The sequence below is a fragment of the Carnobacterium funditum DSM 5970 genome (genome assembly GCF_000744185.1).
In the GTDB taxonomy this organism is placed as follows: Bacteria; Bacillota; Bacilli; order Lactobacillales; family Carnobacteriaceae; genus Carnobacterium_A; species Carnobacterium_A funditum.
In genome coordinates this window covers 328,848-345,270 of record NZ_JQLL01000001.1, presented here as the reverse complement: position 1 = coordinate 345,270, position 16,423 = coordinate 328,848, and the positions used below count along the sequence as shown (strand labels likewise).

General features: G+C 34.4%; 14 protein-coding genes. All 14 read right to left on the bottom strand.

Annotation, left to right across the window (positions count from 1 at the left end; genetic code table 11):
- Nucleotides 1-4: 4 nt before the first annotated feature.
- Complete coding sequence (locus BR44_RS01505; RefSeq protein WP_034549982.1) at nucleotides 5-727, bottom strand: response regulator transcription factor; 723 nt, start codon at nucleotides 725-727, stop codon at nucleotides 5-7.
- 145 nt (nucleotides 728-872) lie between these two features.
- Nucleotides 873-1,610 (bottom strand): pseudouridine synthase, encoded by a 738-nt coding sequence (locus BR44_RS01500; protein WP_034549980.1) that lies wholly within the window; start codon nucleotides 1,608-1,610, stop codon nucleotides 873-875.
- Nucleotides 1,611-1,659: 49 nt separating this feature from the next.
- Nucleotides 1,660-2,241, bottom strand: coding sequence for an SMC-Scp complex subunit ScpB (gene scpB, locus BR44_RS01495; RefSeq protein ID WP_034549979.1), 582 nt, complete (start codon nucleotides 2,239-2,241; stop codon nucleotides 1,660-1,662).
- Nucleotides 2,242-2,244: 3 nt separating this feature from the next.
- A complete protein-coding gene (locus BR44_RS01490; RefSeq protein WP_034549978.1) occupies nucleotides 2,245-3,012 on the bottom strand; it encodes a segregation/condensation protein A in 768 nt (255 codons plus the stop codon).
- A 2-nt stretch (nucleotides 3,013-3,014) separates the two neighbouring features.
- Entirely contained in the window at nucleotides 3,015-3,419 is a 405-nt protein-coding gene (locus tag BR44_RS01485; RefSeq protein ID WP_034549976.1) for a GNAT family N-acetyltransferase, read from the bottom strand.
- 57 nt (nucleotides 3,420-3,476) lie between these two features.
- Complete coding sequence (gene lysA, locus BR44_RS01480; protein WP_034549975.1) at nucleotides 3,477-4,790, bottom strand: diaminopimelate decarboxylase; 1,314 nt, start codon at nucleotides 4,788-4,790, stop codon at nucleotides 3,477-3,479.
- A gap of 578 nt (nucleotides 4,791-5,368) precedes the next feature.
- Entirely contained in the window at nucleotides 5,369-6,190 is an 822-nt protein-coding gene (locus BR44_RS01475) for a purine-nucleoside phosphorylase (protein WP_034549973.1), read from the bottom strand.
- 51 nt (nucleotides 6,191-6,241) lie between these two features.
- A complete protein-coding gene (gene deoB, locus BR44_RS01470; RefSeq protein WP_034549972.1) occupies nucleotides 6,242-7,411 on the bottom strand; it encodes a phosphopentomutase in 1,170 nt (389 codons plus the stop codon).
- A 90-nt stretch (nucleotides 7,412-7,501) separates the two neighbouring features.
- Nucleotides 7,502-8,392, bottom strand: a complete 891-nt coding sequence (xerD, locus tag BR44_RS01465; RefSeq protein ID WP_034549971.1) for a site-specific tyrosine recombinase XerD — start codon at nucleotides 8,390-8,392, stop codon at nucleotides 7,502-7,504.
- Between the two features lie 86 nt (nucleotides 8,393-8,478).
- Nucleotides 8,479-8,922, bottom strand: a complete 444-nt coding sequence (gene fur / locus BR44_RS01460) for a ferric iron uptake transcriptional regulator (protein WP_034549970.1) — start codon at nucleotides 8,920-8,922, stop codon at nucleotides 8,479-8,481.
- Between the two features lie 35 nt (nucleotides 8,923-8,957).
- Nucleotides 8,958-9,881: a CvfB family protein gene (locus BR44_RS01455; protein WP_051912455.1), complete on the bottom strand. Its 924-nt coding sequence runs from the start codon at nucleotides 9,879-9,881 to the stop codon at nucleotides 8,958-8,960.
- 201 nt (nucleotides 9,882-10,082) lie between these two features.
- Complete coding sequence (gene pyk / locus BR44_RS01450) at nucleotides 10,083-11,864, bottom strand: pyruvate kinase (RefSeq protein WP_034549968.1); 1,782 nt, start codon at nucleotides 11,862-11,864, stop codon at nucleotides 10,083-10,085.
- A 23-nt stretch (nucleotides 11,865-11,887) separates the two neighbouring features.
- Nucleotides 11,888-12,850, bottom strand: a complete 963-nt coding sequence (pfkA, locus tag BR44_RS01445) for a 6-phosphofructokinase (protein ID WP_034549965.1) — start codon at nucleotides 12,848-12,850, stop codon at nucleotides 11,888-11,890.
- Nucleotides 12,851-13,036: 186 nt separating this feature from the next.
- On the bottom strand, nucleotides 13,037-16,396 hold the full coding sequence (gene dnaE / locus BR44_RS01440) for a DNA polymerase III subunit alpha (RefSeq protein ID WP_034549963.1): 3,360 nt from the start codon (nucleotides 16,394-16,396) through the stop codon (nucleotides 13,037-13,039).
- Between the last annotated feature and the right edge of the window lie 27 nt (nucleotides 16,397-16,423).

Here is a 16,423-nt window from a genome sequence, read left to right as displayed (position 1 = left end):
TAGCCTACTTTTTTTCTTCGGAATAAGAATTAAATTTATAACCTAATCCCCAAACCGTTACAATCATTTTTGCAGCGGCTTCTGACTGCTTAGTTAATTTTTCTCGCAACCGTTTAATATGTGTATCGACAGTTCTTAAGTCTCCAAAAAATTCATACTTCCACACTTCTCGCAATAGTTGTTCTCTTCCAAAAATTTGATTGGGCGATTGAATCAAATACAATAAGAGATCGTATTCTTTGGGAGTCAGGTTAACCGGCTTACCATCTGCTAATACACGATGTGATTGATTGTCAATTTCAATATTAGACGTAACAATTAAATCTGGATTTATCTCTTCTTGTTCTTTTTCAATATGAGTTCTTTTTAATACAGCAGAAACACGCAAAACAACTTCTCTAGGACTAAAAGGTTTTACGATGTAATCATCTGCACCTGCTTCAAATCCCTGGATTCGATTACCTTCTTCGCCTTTAGCTGTTAGCATCATAATTGGGGTGTTTTTATACTCTCGTAACTTTTCTGCAACCTCGATGCCATCCATCTTAGGTAGCATGAGATCTAACAGAATTAAATCATAGTCATTCTCCAATGCTAAATTCAAAGCTTTTTCTCCATCATCTGCTTCAGTTATGTTGTAATTTTCTTTTTCTAAATACATCTTTAGTAAACGTCGAATGCGTTCTTCGTCATCAACAACCAATAAATTAAGTATCTCGTTTTCCAACGACACTACACCTCCAAATTTCAAAATAATTCGCTTCTATATTCATTATATTATACATGATTTTAATAATGCATACAGAGATATGCATTATTTATGTACGCCTTAACTTCAGATAACCATAAGAATGCCATCTAAAGTTGAGAGGTTAGTCTATTTCATTTTTATTTTCATTTATTAAATTACGTAGTTGATTCACTTCAAATGATTTGAGCTCACGCCATTCTCCTGGACGCAGACCATTTAAATTCAACGTTCCATATGTTTCTCTTTTAAGTTTTTGCACTGGATGTCCAATAGATCTAAACATATTTTTTACTTGCTGGTTTCTTCCTTCATGAATGGTTAATTCAACCATCGTTACATTTTTATCTTTATCCGCCGATAGTATTTTCGCTTTAGCTGGCGAAGTTTTTTTGCCTTCAATATTAATTCCATTCTCTAATTTATTTAATGAACGTCTATCTACCATACCTTCAACTTTGGCTACATATGTCTTATCGATATGGAACTTAGGGTGCATTAACATTTGTGAAAGCTCTCCATCATTCGTTAAAATAAGGACACCAGTTGTGTCGTAATCTAATCGGCCAACTGGATATATCCGTTGTTCTACATGAGGGAATAGATCAGTTACAACGCGTCTTTCCTTATCATCAGATACTGCTGATATCATATTTCTAGGTTTATTTAGTAAAAAATAAATCGGTTCTTCACGATCGATAGGGACACCATCAACTTCTACTTTATCAGAGTTTCCCACTTGAACACCTAATTCTGTTACCAGTTTCCCATTCACTCTTACATGACCTTTGACAATTAGTTCTTCAGACTTTCTTCTAGACGCTATCCCTGCATGTGCCATTACTTTTTGTAATCTTTCCATATTCTCTAACTACTCCTTAGCGTTGCGATTTTTGTACTTATTAAATCTTTCATGAAAAATGTTCATTAAATCGATCGAAGAACAAATCTGATTCTTTCTCTGAATAATTTTGTTCAACATCGGACATTTCGGGTAATTCAGGTAATTCAGACAACTTTTTCAATCCGAAATATCCTAAAAAATAATGAGATGTTCCATACAATATAGCACGACCAGGACCTTCTATACGACCTTTTTCTTCGATAAGTCCTCTGATCATTAATTTTTGTAACGCACCACTTGTTTGAACGCCGCGTATCTCATCAATTTCCATTCTCGTCAATGGCTGTTTATAGGCAATAATCGCTAATGTTTCTAATGCCGCTTGTGATAAGTTAGTCGAGAGAGGTGAAATAGCATATGACCTTATTACTTCGGCATATTCTTTTTTTGTTGCCAGTTGATAGTGTTCACCAACTTCTAATAACGTTAAGCCACGAGTCTCACAAGTATCATATGTTTTTTGTAGCGCCATTAATAATTGATAAGCATGCTGCGTTGAACAAATCAAAAGGGCAGCAATCTCATTTAAAGCTAAGCCCTCATCTCCTGCTACAAAAAGTAGCGTCTCAATGGCTGCTGTTTCATTCATCCATTAGCACCTCTCATCATTACTTTTTACTAAAAATATAAAAATTTCTCCATATTTTTTAGATTGTTTAAAAATAATGGATTTTTCTTTTATCAATTCGAGCATTGCCATAAGGGTTGCAACCATTTCTTTTTTTGTTGGTTCAATAAACAGACTAGAAAACAGTAACCCTTCTTTTTGGGATTTAAGAGATAATTGATTTAAAATAGATGTCATTTTTTCAGTAATTGTTGTCTCTTCTGCCATTACTCTAGTTTGAAGAGGTACTTTCTTTAACCGTTTTGATAATAATTTGTTAAAGGCTACTACTAAATCTTCGGTAGTAAGCTCCAACGGATCTAAAGGAATATTTTTTTGTAAATACTCAAGATTTTGCGGTTCCTTAGTGTAATATTGATTTCGTTCTTCTTCTTTTTCTTTTAATATGACAGCCGCTTCTTTATATTTTTGGTATTCCAACAACTGTTCTACTAAGGCTTCTCGAGGATCATGGCCTTCTTCAAAATAATCTACTGTTTCATCATCATAAACTAATTCCTGTTTAGGCAAGAGTAATTTACTTTTTATTGCCATTAAAGTCGCCGCCATGATTAAGTAATCACCCGCAACATCTAATTTTAGAACTTTCATTGTTTTGATATAATTAAGATATTGAGAAGTAACTTCTGCGATTGGAATATCATAAATATCTAATTCCATTCGTTGGATCAAATGGAGCAACAAATCTAATGGACCTTCAAAAGCAGCTACTTTTATATTCATTTCAGACATTGCTAATCTTCTTTCTCATTGTTATCGGTGGAAATTAAATGTAGTTTTTTATTTTTTTCTTGCTCCCACTTAACAATTAACTGGGCTGTTTCTAATGTTCCAATGACCTGCTTATCAAGAAATTGACTATCTAGTGCTTCTAATATTTTATAACTGATTCCTTCATTACGAAAAGAAGGGTTAATAGAAATATGTCGCAATAAAACTAATTCACCTTCTATTTCTACCCCTATCACAGCTATGATGTCTTGTGTTTCTTCTCCTCGCCATAAAAAAAGTTTGCGGTTTTCTTCCTTTTCATACCATTCCAGTTCGAACTTCAAACGAGTGACTTCTTTAAAATCAGGTATAAATGAAAGTAAGCCCATCGTAATTTTTTCATAAGTGTTTTTATAATCGAGTAACATGTTATGTTTATCCTCCTAGAGATTCTATCCATTTGGCAATCCATTTACTTGACTATTTTATATCAATGAGTGTTCTAGTTTCATTAAATCACTATAACTTTCTCTTTGAATAGCCAAAAAAGCAATACCATTTTCAACAAATATAACCGGAGGGCGAGGAATACGATTGTAATTATTTGCCATTGCGTATCCATACGCTCCTGTACTAAACACAGCTAAAATGTCTTTTTTTTGCGGGCCAGGTAGTGGTAAGTCCCAAATTAGCATATCCCCTGATTCGCAACACTTTCCAGCTATCGAATAAAGTCCATCTGGCTTATCATTTACACGATTGGCAAAAACTCCCGTGTACTTTGCCCCATATAATGCAGGTCTTATGTTGTCTGACATTCCTCCGTCAATAGCAAGATAATTACGAACTTCAGGAATTGATTTTTGAGAACCTGTTTCATAAAGAGTAATCCCTGCATCTCCTACTAAACTTCGGCCAGGCTCTACCCATATTTCAGGCATTTCCAACCCTAAAGTGTCTGTTACACTTTCAACCTCAGAAATAATAGAGTCAATGTACTCTTCAATCAGCATGGGCTTATCTTCAATAGTGTATTGAATCCCAAATCCTCCACCAACATTCAAGACTTTTAAATTAAAACCAAATTGGTCTTTCCATTTTTTGGAATAATCTAAAATTTTATTAATGGCTAAATTAAACCCTTCTAGCTCAAAAATTTGTGAACCAATATGACTATGCAAGCCTATTACATCGATAAATGGCATTTGGCTTGCCAAAATTGCAGCTTGTTTAGCTTGCCCATTTTCAAGATCAAAACCAAATTTAGAGTCACTTTGTCCAGTAGAAATATAATCATGAGTATGAGCCTCAACGCCTGGTGTAACTCGAATCAAAATAGTCATTTTTTGTTTGCGTTCTGTAGTAAATTGATTCAATCTATCTAATTCATGAAAATTATCTACAACAAAGCAGCCTATTTGATAGTCTAATCCAGCGATAATTTCATCGTCTGATTTATTATTGCCATGAAAATGAATTTTCCCACTAGGATACTCAGCCTTAATTGCCGTGTAAAGTTCTCCTCCCGAAACAACATCCAGAGACATTCCTTCTTTTGCCATTACCTGGTATATAGCTAGACAAGAAAAAGCTTTACTCGCATAGGCAACTTGAGCTTTTATCTTTCTTTTAGAAAAAGCTGTTTTAAAAGTTTGAGCTTTTTGTTTAACGGCTTTTATATCATAAACGTATAATGGGGTGCCATATTTCTTCACTAAATCGACAGTGTCTATGCCACCAATTTCAAGATGATTGGTTTCATTTATTTTCATTGTACCTGTCAGTAAACGTTCGTCCATTAAAAGCCCTCATTTCAACTTTATCCGATTTTTTGCTTTATTTACCTTAACATAAAAAATGTATTTTCTCAACGAAGCAAAAGATAGCATTAGCAAACTAGATAGCCTGCAGAAAAGTTTTATAAGTAATGCATTCCTTAAATCTATCTTCATTTCAAAATCATCAAACTTGTTAGTGTTGGTAAAAACAAAAAAATACTCATCTTACTTTTGTTTAAACATTTTTATCTACAATGATACTAAAAAGGCAATCATAAAAATAAGATTGCCTTTTTATTTTACAGTCTATTCAATTCGTTCGCTAATTGATTAAGAACATCCTCAATAATTTCAGAGTTAGCAACCGGTCCAGCACATAAGCAACTTGTTCCAGGACTAGACTCATAGATATTTTCGCTTTTTACAGCTGCTATATTTTTCTATCGTCATCTTCTAACATTGCTGCTCCAGCAGACCGGTCAGCTACAGTATTTTCTAAAATTTCCTTAACTGCCTTGAATACAACTTCAAGTATGGCAAACGTTTTTTAACTTCTTACTTAATAAAAGGGTAACTTTTTTTGAAATAATGATTTCGTACTAAATAGCTGCTAAAATATTTTTTATAAATAATTTGAATGTTTTTTTAACTCGTTGCGTTGTTTCTACAACTTCTTCATGATTAAGTGACTCTTGCATACCTGCTGCCAGATTAGTGATACAAGAAATTCCAATTGTTTTTAGTGATGCATGTTTAGCAACTATTATTTCAGGAACGGTAGACATTCCAACTGCATCTGCTCCTAGTAGTCGAGCCATTTTAATTTCAGCAGGGGTTTCATACGTTGGACCGGAGAATCCCATATAAACGCCTTCTTTTAAGTCTAAATTCATATCTGAAGCAACCTGTTTAACGACTTTTTGGTAATCTTTATTATAAGGCTCGCTCATGTCCGTAAAACGTACGCCTAATGCTTCATCATTCGGTCCCATCAATGGGTTTGCTCCAGTATAGTTAATTTGATCGGTGATCATCATTAATTCTCCTTGTGTGAAGGTTTTATTTACTCCACCAGCAGCATTAGTAACAATTAAAGAATGCACGCCTAACTCTTTCATGACTCTAACAGGAAATGTCACTTCTTCTAAACTATAGCCTTCATAATAATGAAAACGTCCTTGCATAGCTAATACTAATTTTCCACCAAGTTTCCCATAGACTAATTGGCCAGCATGCCCTACTACTGTCGATACAGGGAAATGAGGGATTTCATTATAAGATATCGTCACTGGATTTTCAATTTCATCCGCAAGTTCTCCTAATCCTGAGCCAAGAATTAAACCAATTTCAAGTTGTTTAACCCCTTTTTCATTAATGTATTCAGCTGCACTTTCAATTTTTTCTTGTAAGGTTGAAGTCATGAATGTTCTCCTTTTTGTTTCACTTTTATTTTTTATTACCCTAATTTTTTATTAAATTAAATGATTCAAAAAACTTTCGCCAAAGCCGGTGTTTTTGACACTGAAATTTTCAGCAATCGTTGCTCCTATATCTGCAAAATGACCTTGAGGTAACTCTCCAAATTTTTTCATAGCGGGTGAATAAGCTAGCAATGGTACGTATTCACGTGTATGATCTGTCCCAAGAGCAGTCGGATCGTTTCCATGATCAGCAGTAATTAAAAGCAAGTCGTCTTCTCTCAATTGTCCTACGATTTCTTCTAAGCGATTATCGAATTCCTCGATAGCTTTTCCATAACCAACTACATCCCGACGATGTCCAAATAAGGCATCAAAATCAACTAGATTTAAAAAGCTTAACCCTACAAAATCTTGAGTCATCACTTTTAATAATTGATCGACTCCATCCATATTGCTAGTTGTACGTACAGATTCTGTAATTCCTTCGCCATTGTAAATATCATTGATTTTCCCTATCGCTATAACATCTTTTCCGGAGTTGCTTAAATGATTCAGAACTGTTTCTCCAAAAGGGTTTAAAGCATAGTCGTGGCGGCCACTTGTTCTAGTAAAACTTCCTGGAGATCCAACGAACGGGCGAGCAATAATACGGCCAATCATATACGGATCATCTTTTGTAATGTCTCTTACATATTGACAAATTTTATATAATTCATCTAGCGGAATAATGTCTTCATGCGCAGCAATTTGTAATACAGGATCAGCTGACGTATAAACGATTAAATCACCAGTTTTCATTTGATGCTCACCATACTCTTCAATAATTTCAGTTCCACTAGCAGGTTTATTTGCAACTATCTTACGGCCTGAAAAATCTTCAATTTTCTTAAGTAATTCATCTGGAAATCCTTCAGGAAAAACTCTAAAAGGAGTTTGAATATTCAAACCCATTATTTCCCAATGTCCTGTCATCGTATCTTTTCCAACAGATACTTCTTGTAATTTGGTATAGTAGCCAACATTATCTGGCACATTTCTGATACCTTTTAATGGGCGAATATTGCCTAATCCTAATTCTTCTAAATGGGGTATCTTTAACTCTACTGCCTGAGCGATATGACCTAATGTATCGCTGCCTACATCATTAAATTGTTTAGCGTCTGGTGCTTCACCAATTCCAACTGAATCCATTACAATCAAATGTACTCTTTTATAAGACATACTCTTTTATCCTCCTTTTTATTATCCTCTACACGTATCATTATAATCAATAACACACTACATTGCGAGAGAAAAGCTAAACTTTTACGGTTACGCTCGCGGGTGATACATTTTATAAACAGAAGACATGCGATGTGTAGTAATATGTGTATAAATTTGTGTGGTTGATATATCTGAGTGTCCCAACAATTCTTGAACCGTCCTTAAGTCCGCCCCATTTTCTAATAAATGAGTAGCAAAGGAATGTCGTAGAGTATGGGGAGTCACATCTTTTTCTATTCCTGCTTTTTGGACAAGTATTTTTAAATTTTTCCATATCCCTTGTCTAGTTAATTTATGACCATGATGGTTTAAAAAGACATACATAGAACGTTGATTTGGTCGTTCTAGTCTATTTCGGCTATGGTTTAAATACAGTTCAATCCATTTGATAGCTAAATCGCCCAACGGTAGAATACGCTCTTTATCTCCTTTACCAATCGTTTGAATTAAACCTAGAGAAAGATGTAAATCATCTAATTTTAACTCTGTTAATTCAGAAACTCGCAGGCCAGTTGCATACATTACTTCAAGGATTGCGCGGTCTCTGATACCTAATGTTTCACTAGTATTAGGGGTTTCAATTAAAATCTCTACTTCTTTAGTAGACAGTACTTTCGGTAAGGTTTGTGCTTTTTTAGGAGTATCGATATGGGCCATCGGATCAACCGTTGCTAATTTTTCTTGTCTTAAAAATTGATGGAACTGCCTTAAACTTGAAACCATTCTTATGATAGAACCAGCAGATTTTTTTTCTTCTTTTAATTGCTGTAAAAAAGATAAAATAGCATAACGATCAATATCATCCCATGCTACGAGTTGATTATTATCCAAAAAGACCAAATAGGTTTTTAAATCACGTAAATAACTTTCAATCGTATTCTTGGAAAGTCCACGTTCAATTGTTAAAAAACGAATATATTCAGCTAAATCTTCTTCCATTACTCTCTCTCCTTATTAAATTAACGTTGAAAAAAAGAGCAAGAAACACACTACGTGATCTGCTCTTTTTTATTTTTAAGATAGCTTCATTGACATTTTTTACAAATTCCATGAAACGTTAAACGATGATCTTTAATTTGAAAATTAAAACGCTTTTCAACATCTTGTTCAACAGTTTCTAATAAATCTTCGAATATTTCTTCAATTCCACCACATTTCAAACATAAGAGATGGTGGTGAAAATGTCTGTCACCTTCTTGTTTTAAATCATATCGAACTAACCCGTCATCAAAACTAATTTTATTGACAACTTCCATTTCAGATAAAATTTCTAATGTACGATACACCGTAGCTAAGCCAATATCTGAATTTTTTTTTTTAACTGCTAAATAGATTTCTTCCGCACTCATATGTTCTGTTTCTTTTTCAAGCAAAATTTTTATCGTCGCTTCTCTTTGCGGAGTAAGTTTATACCCAGCACTATGCAATTTTTCTTTTATCGTTATTAACATGGACTCTGTCGTCTGCATTAGCAATCCCTCATCTAATTTAACAATTTTTATGTCTATTCTTTTATATTCTCATCATTATTAGCTGCTTCGACAATTGGTTCGATAGTTGGTTCAACAGCTTGTTGAACTAGTTTTGTTTCTCCATCTTCTTGGATGATCATTCTTTGTTTCATTAAGTTGCCTAGAGCACGCTTAAATTGAGATTTACTTATCCCAAAGCGTTCTCTAATTTCATTCGCATCACTTTTATCCGTATAAGGGAAACTACCATTTGCGGTGCGTTCTAAGATTGCTAATAACATTCCAGCATCATCATCTATCGCTTCGTGTGCACGAGGCATCAATGAAATATTTAAAACACCATCTGGTCTAACTCCAATAACTCGACCTGATACGACTTCTCCCATACGAGGCTCGTCTTTTCTTTCAGATGGGTGAATAAAACCTAAATGGTTGTCCGAAGTAAACACAAATGTACCAACCATTTTCAGTCGATAAGCTGTAGCTGTAATGTTTTGATTATTTAAATCAGCACTAGCTTTTTGAGCGAGCGATTCAAAAACTGTTTCAGGTACTAGAGTTCCCCACATACGATCTTTTTCATCAACTTTTACAGTGATCATTAGTTGATCGCCTTTTTTGGGCCAAAGATGTTTCAATACGGGCAACTCATCCAATGAAACAACCAGTTCTTTATCTGGCAAGCCAACATCCATAAACACGCCTAAGTCTTTGCGTGTATCTACAACAGTAGCCCATGCAAATTTTCCAATACGAACTGTCGGAATATCTTGTGTTAATATTGTCTCTTTATTTAAAGATACATACGCAAATCCTTCTACCGTATCTCCTAATTCGTACTGTGTTGTTTCGTTTTTTAATAATTTATATGTTACTCCGTCTTTTTGAATAAAATAAGCTTTTTCATTCATATCTGTAACTAATCCTGTTATTACATTTCCTAATGATTGGTTCATATTTTTTCCTCCATTAATTATCGTACTGTTTTTAAAATTAGCTTTTAAACTGATCAAGTGAACAGAATGTAACTTCCTCAACAAGTTTACCATAATTACATTATGTCATCTAGCATTATAATGCAAAGAGACTTTTGAAAAGATGATTAGTCATCTTTTCAAAAGTCTCAACTATCACATTTTTTTGAGATGATGAGTCATTTAGATTGCAGTTGTTGCTCCATGATACACAATACCGCGACGTGAATCAACTGTAATCAATTCATCTGTGTTAATTAACGTTGTTGCATCTTCTGCTCCAACAATTACCGGAATTCCCATTGCAATCCCAATAACAGCTGCATGACTTGTCAATCCGCCATTTTCTACTACAATTGCAGCAGATTTTTGGATAGCAGGCAAGTAGTCTTTATCTGTTGTCTTAACAACTAAGATACCACCTTCTATTGCTTTTACATTTGCTTCTTCAGCACTTGAAACAACAACAGCTTTTCCAATAACAGATTCTGAGCCGATTCCGTGACCACTTACTAATTTTGATCCTATTAATTGAATCTTCATTAAGTTTGTCGTTCCACGTTCACCAACAGGAACACCTGCAGTAATAATAATTAAATCTCCTTCTGTAGCAAAGCCATTTTCACGAACGATAGTTGATGCTAAGCTGAACATATCATCAGTAGATGAAGGCTTAGAAGATATAGTTGGATGAACTCCCCATGAAAGTGCTAAACCACGCATAACACGTTCTGAGAATGTTACTGCTACAATGTTAGCTTTTGGACGATATTTAGAAATCATACGTGCTGTATGACCAGATTCTGTTGCAGCGACAATGGTTCGAATTCCTAAGTTACGAGCAGTATGACCAACAGCTTGTCCAATTGCTTCTGTCATGTCTGTCTCACTGTAAGCTTTCAAAGCAAATGCATCTTGATTGACTAAAGCTTCTTCAGTACGAACGGCAATGCGAGCCATTGTCTGAACAGCTTCAATAGGGTATTTACCTGCTGCTGTTTCTCCTGATAACATTACTGCATCAGTACCATCGAAAATAGCATTAGCAACGTCGTTAGCTTCTGCACGTGTAGGACGAGGATTATCTTGCATTGAATCTAACATTTGAGTAGCTGTTATAACTGCTTTTCCTAATGCATTACATTTTTTGATCAAAGATTTTTGAACAATAGGAACTTCTTCAGTTGGAATTTCCACGCCTAAATCACCACGAGCAACCATTACGCCATCAGTAACTTTCAAGATTTCGTCGATTCTATCAACACCTTCTTGATTTTCTATTTTAGCAATGATTTGAACGTGTTCCATTTTTTGTTCTTCTAAAATTTCAACGATTTCTAAAATATCACTTGGGCGTCGAACAAAACTAGCTGCAATAAAATCGATATCGTTTTTTAAACCAAAACGGATATCAGCTGCATCTTTATCAGTAATACCTGGTAAATTGACAGATACTCCTGGAACGTTAACACCTTTTTTATTTTTCAATACGCCAGCATTTTTAACTAACATTACAAGTTCTCTGTTTTCAAAATCGATATCTGTTACTTCTAAATCGATTAAACCATCATCCAATAATACCTGTGTACCTACATGCACATCATTGATTAACTCTGGATAAGTTATAGAGAATTTTTCTTTTGTTCCTTCAACTTCATCCATAGATATACGAACGACATCTCCTGTAGAAAATTCGATAAGTCCATCTTTCATGTTGTGTGTACGCATTTCTGGACCTTTTGTATCTAGTAAGATAGCAACCATTTTACCCGTAATTTTTGATGCTTCACGAATGTTTTTGATACGCGCTCCATGTTCTTCAAAATCTCCATGTGAAAAGTTTAAACGAGCAACGTTCATTCCAGCTTCAATCATTTGTACTAAAAATTCTACTGATTCACTAACTGGTCCAATTGTACATACTATTTTTGTTTTTTCATTTTTATATTCTCTCCCAATAATCATTTTTTTGTAAAAAATCTATTTGGTTAATATGAAATTTCTTTATTTAATTGGTACAAAGATAGGTCAGGCGTATGCTTTTCATTAGTTAAAATATCTTCAAATTTATTTTCAGCTATTTTATTTCCAACCAATCCTACGGCTAGGCCTCCTTTTCCTTCTTTTAACAAGTCAACAGCTTTAGCGCCAAAGACACTTGCTAACACACGGTCTCTAGCTGTTGGTGAGCCACCACGCTGAACGTGGCCTAAAACTGTTACACGGGCATGGTGATCTCCAAATTCTGCTAATTTATCAGCAAAATCATTCCCACTCATTACGCCCTCAGCAAGGATAATAATACTATGTTTCTTGCCGCGTTCGCGTCCTTTTTGAATAGTATTAGCTACATCTGTCATGTTAAATTCTTTTTCAGGAATAATAATTTGTTCTGCTCCACCTGCAACACCTGTCCAAAGAGCAATATCTCCTGCATTACGTCCCATAACTTCTATGATAAAAGTTCTTACATGACTCGTTGCAGTATCTCTGATTTTATCGACAGAATCTAAAACCGTATTAATTGCTGTATCAAATCCAATACAAAAATCAGTACCAGGGATATCATTATCGATTGTTCCTGGCAACCCGATTGCAGGAAAACCATGTCTTGTTAAAGCTAATCCTCCACGGTAAGAACCATCTCCACCAATAACAACTAATCCTTCAATCCCGAATTTTTCTAATTGTTCGATTCCTTTTAATTGTCCTTCTTCTGTTGCAAATTCTGGATAACGAGCTGAATATAAGAATGTTCCACCACGTGAAATTTTATCTCCAACATCTCTTCGTGTCAATTTACGGATATCTCCAGCAACTAAACCAGCATAACCATAGTTTATCCCGTAAACTTCCATTCCTTCGTAAAGACCTTTGCGGACAACTGCACGAACAGCAGCATTCATTCCAGGAGCGTCTCCTCCACTTGTTAAAACAGCGATACGTTTCATGTTAATAACCTACCTTATCAGTGTATTTAGTATAGAAATAATAGTTGAATAATCATTCAATCTTTATTTCTATAATTTTTACCAGCGTTTTTTGAAAAGTTTATAAAAAACTAATTCAATTATTAAGCTCACAAAATTATTCTACCATTTCTAGGTTGAATTGTCCTAATAAAATGACAAAAACCTTTAAAAAATTGTATTTTGTTCTTTTTTTTGAATAACGACATTTTCTTTTCCGATTATTTTTTCAAGAGCTACTTTAAGTTTCTCGGTTCCATCTACCCATTCAGATTCATTTAGTGCGAATTTTTTTTTTGTCTTTTCATAAAATAAAATAACGGGAATTGATCCATGGTGTTTTTTTATAATTTTTTTTAATTCTTGTAAAGATTTGCCATCGTTTTTTTCAGTTGGAATCCGAATAAAAATTCGTCCTATTTTTTCTATTTCTGCTAGCACCTTAATATCTTCTAATGAAGAAACAATCATTTGTTTCTGATCTTCACGATTTTGTTCAATTTTCCCTTCTACATAAAGTAACTCACCTTTTTCCAACAGGTTCCCATATTGTCTATACTTAATAGGGAAAAGTGTCAATGAACAGTCTCCAGACGAATCATTTAATGTTACAAAAGCCATGATTTCTCCTTTTTTTGTTCGAATTCGTCTGATATTTTTTATAAGTCCTATGATTTTTTCGTGTTGGCCGATTTGTACGTCTTGTATAAATTTTGTCTGTTTCATTAAGGCTATGTTTTCGTACTGTTCTGTGGGATGACCGGATAAATAAATACCAAGATAAAATTCTTCTAACTCTAACTTTTCTTCAAGACTTAAATCATTTGTTTTGGTATATTTTGGTTTCAAAATATCAAATAAGCCAACATTATTGCCACTCAGTTCCAGACTCGATAAAATTCCCATTAATGACGAAATTAATATTCCTCTTGAATGAGCAAGGTTATCAAAAGCTCCAACATAAATTAACGGCTTAATGTATTCTTCTTTTAACCATTTAGGATCTATCCGTCTTAAAAAGTCAATCAAATCTTTAAACGGACCTGATTCTTTTCTGATTTGAATAATATCCATTATCATTTCTTTTCTTAATTTTTTTACTGAACCTAATCCGAATTGAATGTGATGATTTTTTAATGAAAAGGCGTAAAAGCTTTTATTGATATCTGGAGGTTGGATACTAATTTTCCGCTTCTTTATTTCCAGTGTGAATTCTTTTAATTTAGTTGGATTATTTGATGCTGAATTAAGTAATGCAACAAAAAACGCTTCGGGATAGTGAGCTTTTAAATAAGCCATTTGATAAGCAATAAACGAATAGGCTACAGCGTGGGACCGATTAAACCCGTAGTTGGCAAACTGTTCAATATAGTTATACACTTGTGTAGCGATTTTTTCCTCATAACCTAGTTCTGTTGCACCCTTAATAAAATGAGTCCGTTCTATATCAATTAAAGATTTTTGTTTTTTGGCCATTGCTCGTCTTAAAATATCAGCTTGTCCTAATGTGTAACCGGCCATTTTAGAAGCCACCTGCATGACTTGTTCTTGATAAACCATTACCCCATAAGTGACGCTTAAGATAGGTTCTAGGTTATCATGTGGGTAAACGATTGGAGCTTCACCTTTTTTTCGTTTAATAAACAAATCAATTTGTTCCATTGGTCCTGGACGGTATAACGCATTCACCGCTGCCACATCTTCAATTGAAGTTGGGCCTAGCTTGCGTAAAACATTTTTAATCCCATTAGATTCAAACTGGAAAATACCAACCGTATCGGCTTTAGCAAATAGCTCTAGTGTTAAAGGATCATCCATCGGAATAGCCAATAAATTAACGTCTGCTTGTGTTTGTTTTTTAATTAGCTTTAAGGTGTTGTCGATAATGGATAAGTTTTTCAGGCCTAAGAAATCCATTTTCAACAAGCCAATTTCTTCTACATTCCCCATCGGGTATTGGGTTAAGTTAATTGAGCCACTGCCTTTTTGAAGTGGCAGATACTTGTTTAAAGGTTGGTCGCTGATAACAACGCCCGCTGCATGAGTAGAAACGTGTCTTGGTAGTCCTTCTATTTTTTTGGCCGTATCAAATAGTAATGTGTGTTTTTTATTTTTTCCAACAAGTTCTCGTAATGCTTTTGACTGCTGGAAAGCTAATTCTAGGGTAATTCCAATAGTTTTAGGGATTGTATTGGACCATTGTGATGCTTCATCTTGACTAAGCTCAAATACACGAGCAACATCACGTAAGGCCATTTTTGCTGCCAATGTACCGAAAGTTGCAATTTGCGCAACATGTTCTTGTCCGTATTTATTTTTTACATATTCCAACATTTCTTCTCTACGGTTATCTGGAAAATCTAAGTCAATATCTGGCATAGTGTGACGTTCTTCGTTTAAAAACCGTTCAAACAACAAATTGTATTGAATCGGATCAACGTCTGTTATGTTCAACACATAGGCAACTAATGAGCCTGCAGCTGAACCCCTACCTGCTCCGGTAACGATTTTTACTTTATGAGCATAAGCCATTAAATCCCAAACAATTAAAAAATAATCTTCGAATCCCATTTTATGAATAATGGCTAATTCGTAATCTAAACGTTCTTGATACTCTTTTGTATGGTCTGATTTCCTTTGGTTTAATCCCTCAAAACACAGATTTTTTAAGTAACTGCTTGTATTTGTCTGTTCTGGCAAATCAAAACGTGGCAATAGATGTTGCTGCAATTCAATTTCAACGTCAATCATTTCAGCAATTAAAGTCGTCTGCTTAATAGCTTTTTGCAAACTAGCAGCTTCAAATTTCCCAACCTGATCATTTTCTTCAAGTAATGAATAAGGCCCGTTTGTTGTCGTTACATCAGATAACGAGACTTTATCACCTGAACCAATAGCTTTTAAAACCTCATTACTAAAATCATCAGACGGATTTAAATAGCGAACATCTCCTAATGCAACTGTTTTAATACTCAACTGTTTTTTTAGTTTGACTAAAGCAGACTGAACTTCTTCAAATCGATCATGTAGTTGCAATCCTACAAAAAAATGATCGTCAGAAAAAATTGTTTGAAGCGTTTCGCTTATTTTAATTACCGCCTCTTGTTCCTCACTAAATAAAAATGACTCAAATTCACTATCTCTTCCTGGTGTGATAGCAATTAAACCGTTACTGTAGTCATTTACATCTTCAATTGTTAAATTCCCGCCCTGCTCCATTAACATTTTTTTACTGGATAAATTCATAAGATTATTGTAGCCTGCCATATTCTGAGCTAAAAGAATTAGGGGATAGTCTTGTTGCTTATTTATAATCCCTTGAATATCTATGGTCATACCAATAATCGGTTTGATAGCATATTTTTTACACGCTTTATAAAAATCGACAACCCCATACATTACATTTTGGTCAGTTAAAGCTATAGCTTTGTACCCTCGTTCTTTTGCAGCGACGACAAGTTTTTCAATTGATAACGTACTTTTTAACAAACTATAAGCACTGATAACTTGCAAGTGTACAAAAGACATTTTAGTCACTCCATTCTCATTTCATCT

What these genes read in the sequence shown, in the direction of transcription:
- scpB (WP_034549979.1), bottom strand. Translation starts at nt 2,241, where the DNA reads ATGAATGAAACAGCAGCCATTGAGACGCTACTTTTTGTAGCAGGAGAT.
- lysA (WP_034549975.1), bottom strand. Translation starts at nt 4,790, where the DNA reads ATGGACGAACGTTTACTGACAGGTACAATGAAAATAAATGAAACCAAT.
- pyk (WP_034549968.1), bottom strand. Translation starts at nt 11,864, where the DNA reads ATGATTATTGGGAGAGAATATAAAAATGAAAAAACAAAAATAGTATGT.
- dnaE (WP_034549963.1), bottom strand. Translation starts at nt 16,396, where the DNA reads ATGTCTTTTGTACACTTGCAAGTTATCAGTGCTTATAGTTTGTTAAAA.
- BR44_RS01485 (WP_034549976.1), bottom strand. Translation starts at nt 3,419, where the DNA reads ATGTTACTCGATTATAAAAACACTTATGAAAAAATTACGATGGGCTTA.
- pfkA (WP_034549965.1), bottom strand. Translation starts at nt 12,850, where the DNA reads ATGAAACGTATCGCTGTTTTAACAAGTGGAGGAGACGCTCCTGGAATG.
- BR44_RS01475 (WP_034549973.1), bottom strand. Translation starts at nt 6,190, where the DNA reads ATGACTTCAACCTTACAAGAAAAAATTGAAAGTGCAGCTGAATACATT.
- BR44_RS01455 (WP_051912455.1), bottom strand. Translation starts at nt 9,881, where the DNA reads ATGAACCAATCATTAGGAAATGTAATAACAGGATTAGTTACAGATATG.
- deoB (WP_034549972.1), bottom strand. Translation starts at nt 7,411, where the DNA reads ATGTCTTATAAAAGAGTACATTTGATTGTAATGGATTCAGTTGGAATT.
- BR44_RS01500 (WP_034549980.1), bottom strand. Translation starts at nt 1,610, where the DNA reads ATGGAAAGATTACAAAAAGTAATGGCACATGCAGGGATAGCGTCTAGA.
- xerD (WP_034549971.1), bottom strand. Translation starts at nt 8,392, where the DNA reads ATGGAAGAAGATTTAGCTGAATATATTCGTTTTTTAACAATTGAACGT.
- BR44_RS01490 (WP_034549978.1), bottom strand. Translation starts at nt 3,012, where the DNA reads ATGTCTGAAATGAATATAAAAGTAGCTGCTTTTGAAGGTCCATTAGAT.
- fur (WP_034549970.1), bottom strand. Translation starts at nt 8,922, where the DNA reads ATGCAGACGACAGAGTCCATGTTAATAACGATAAAAGAAAAATTGCAT.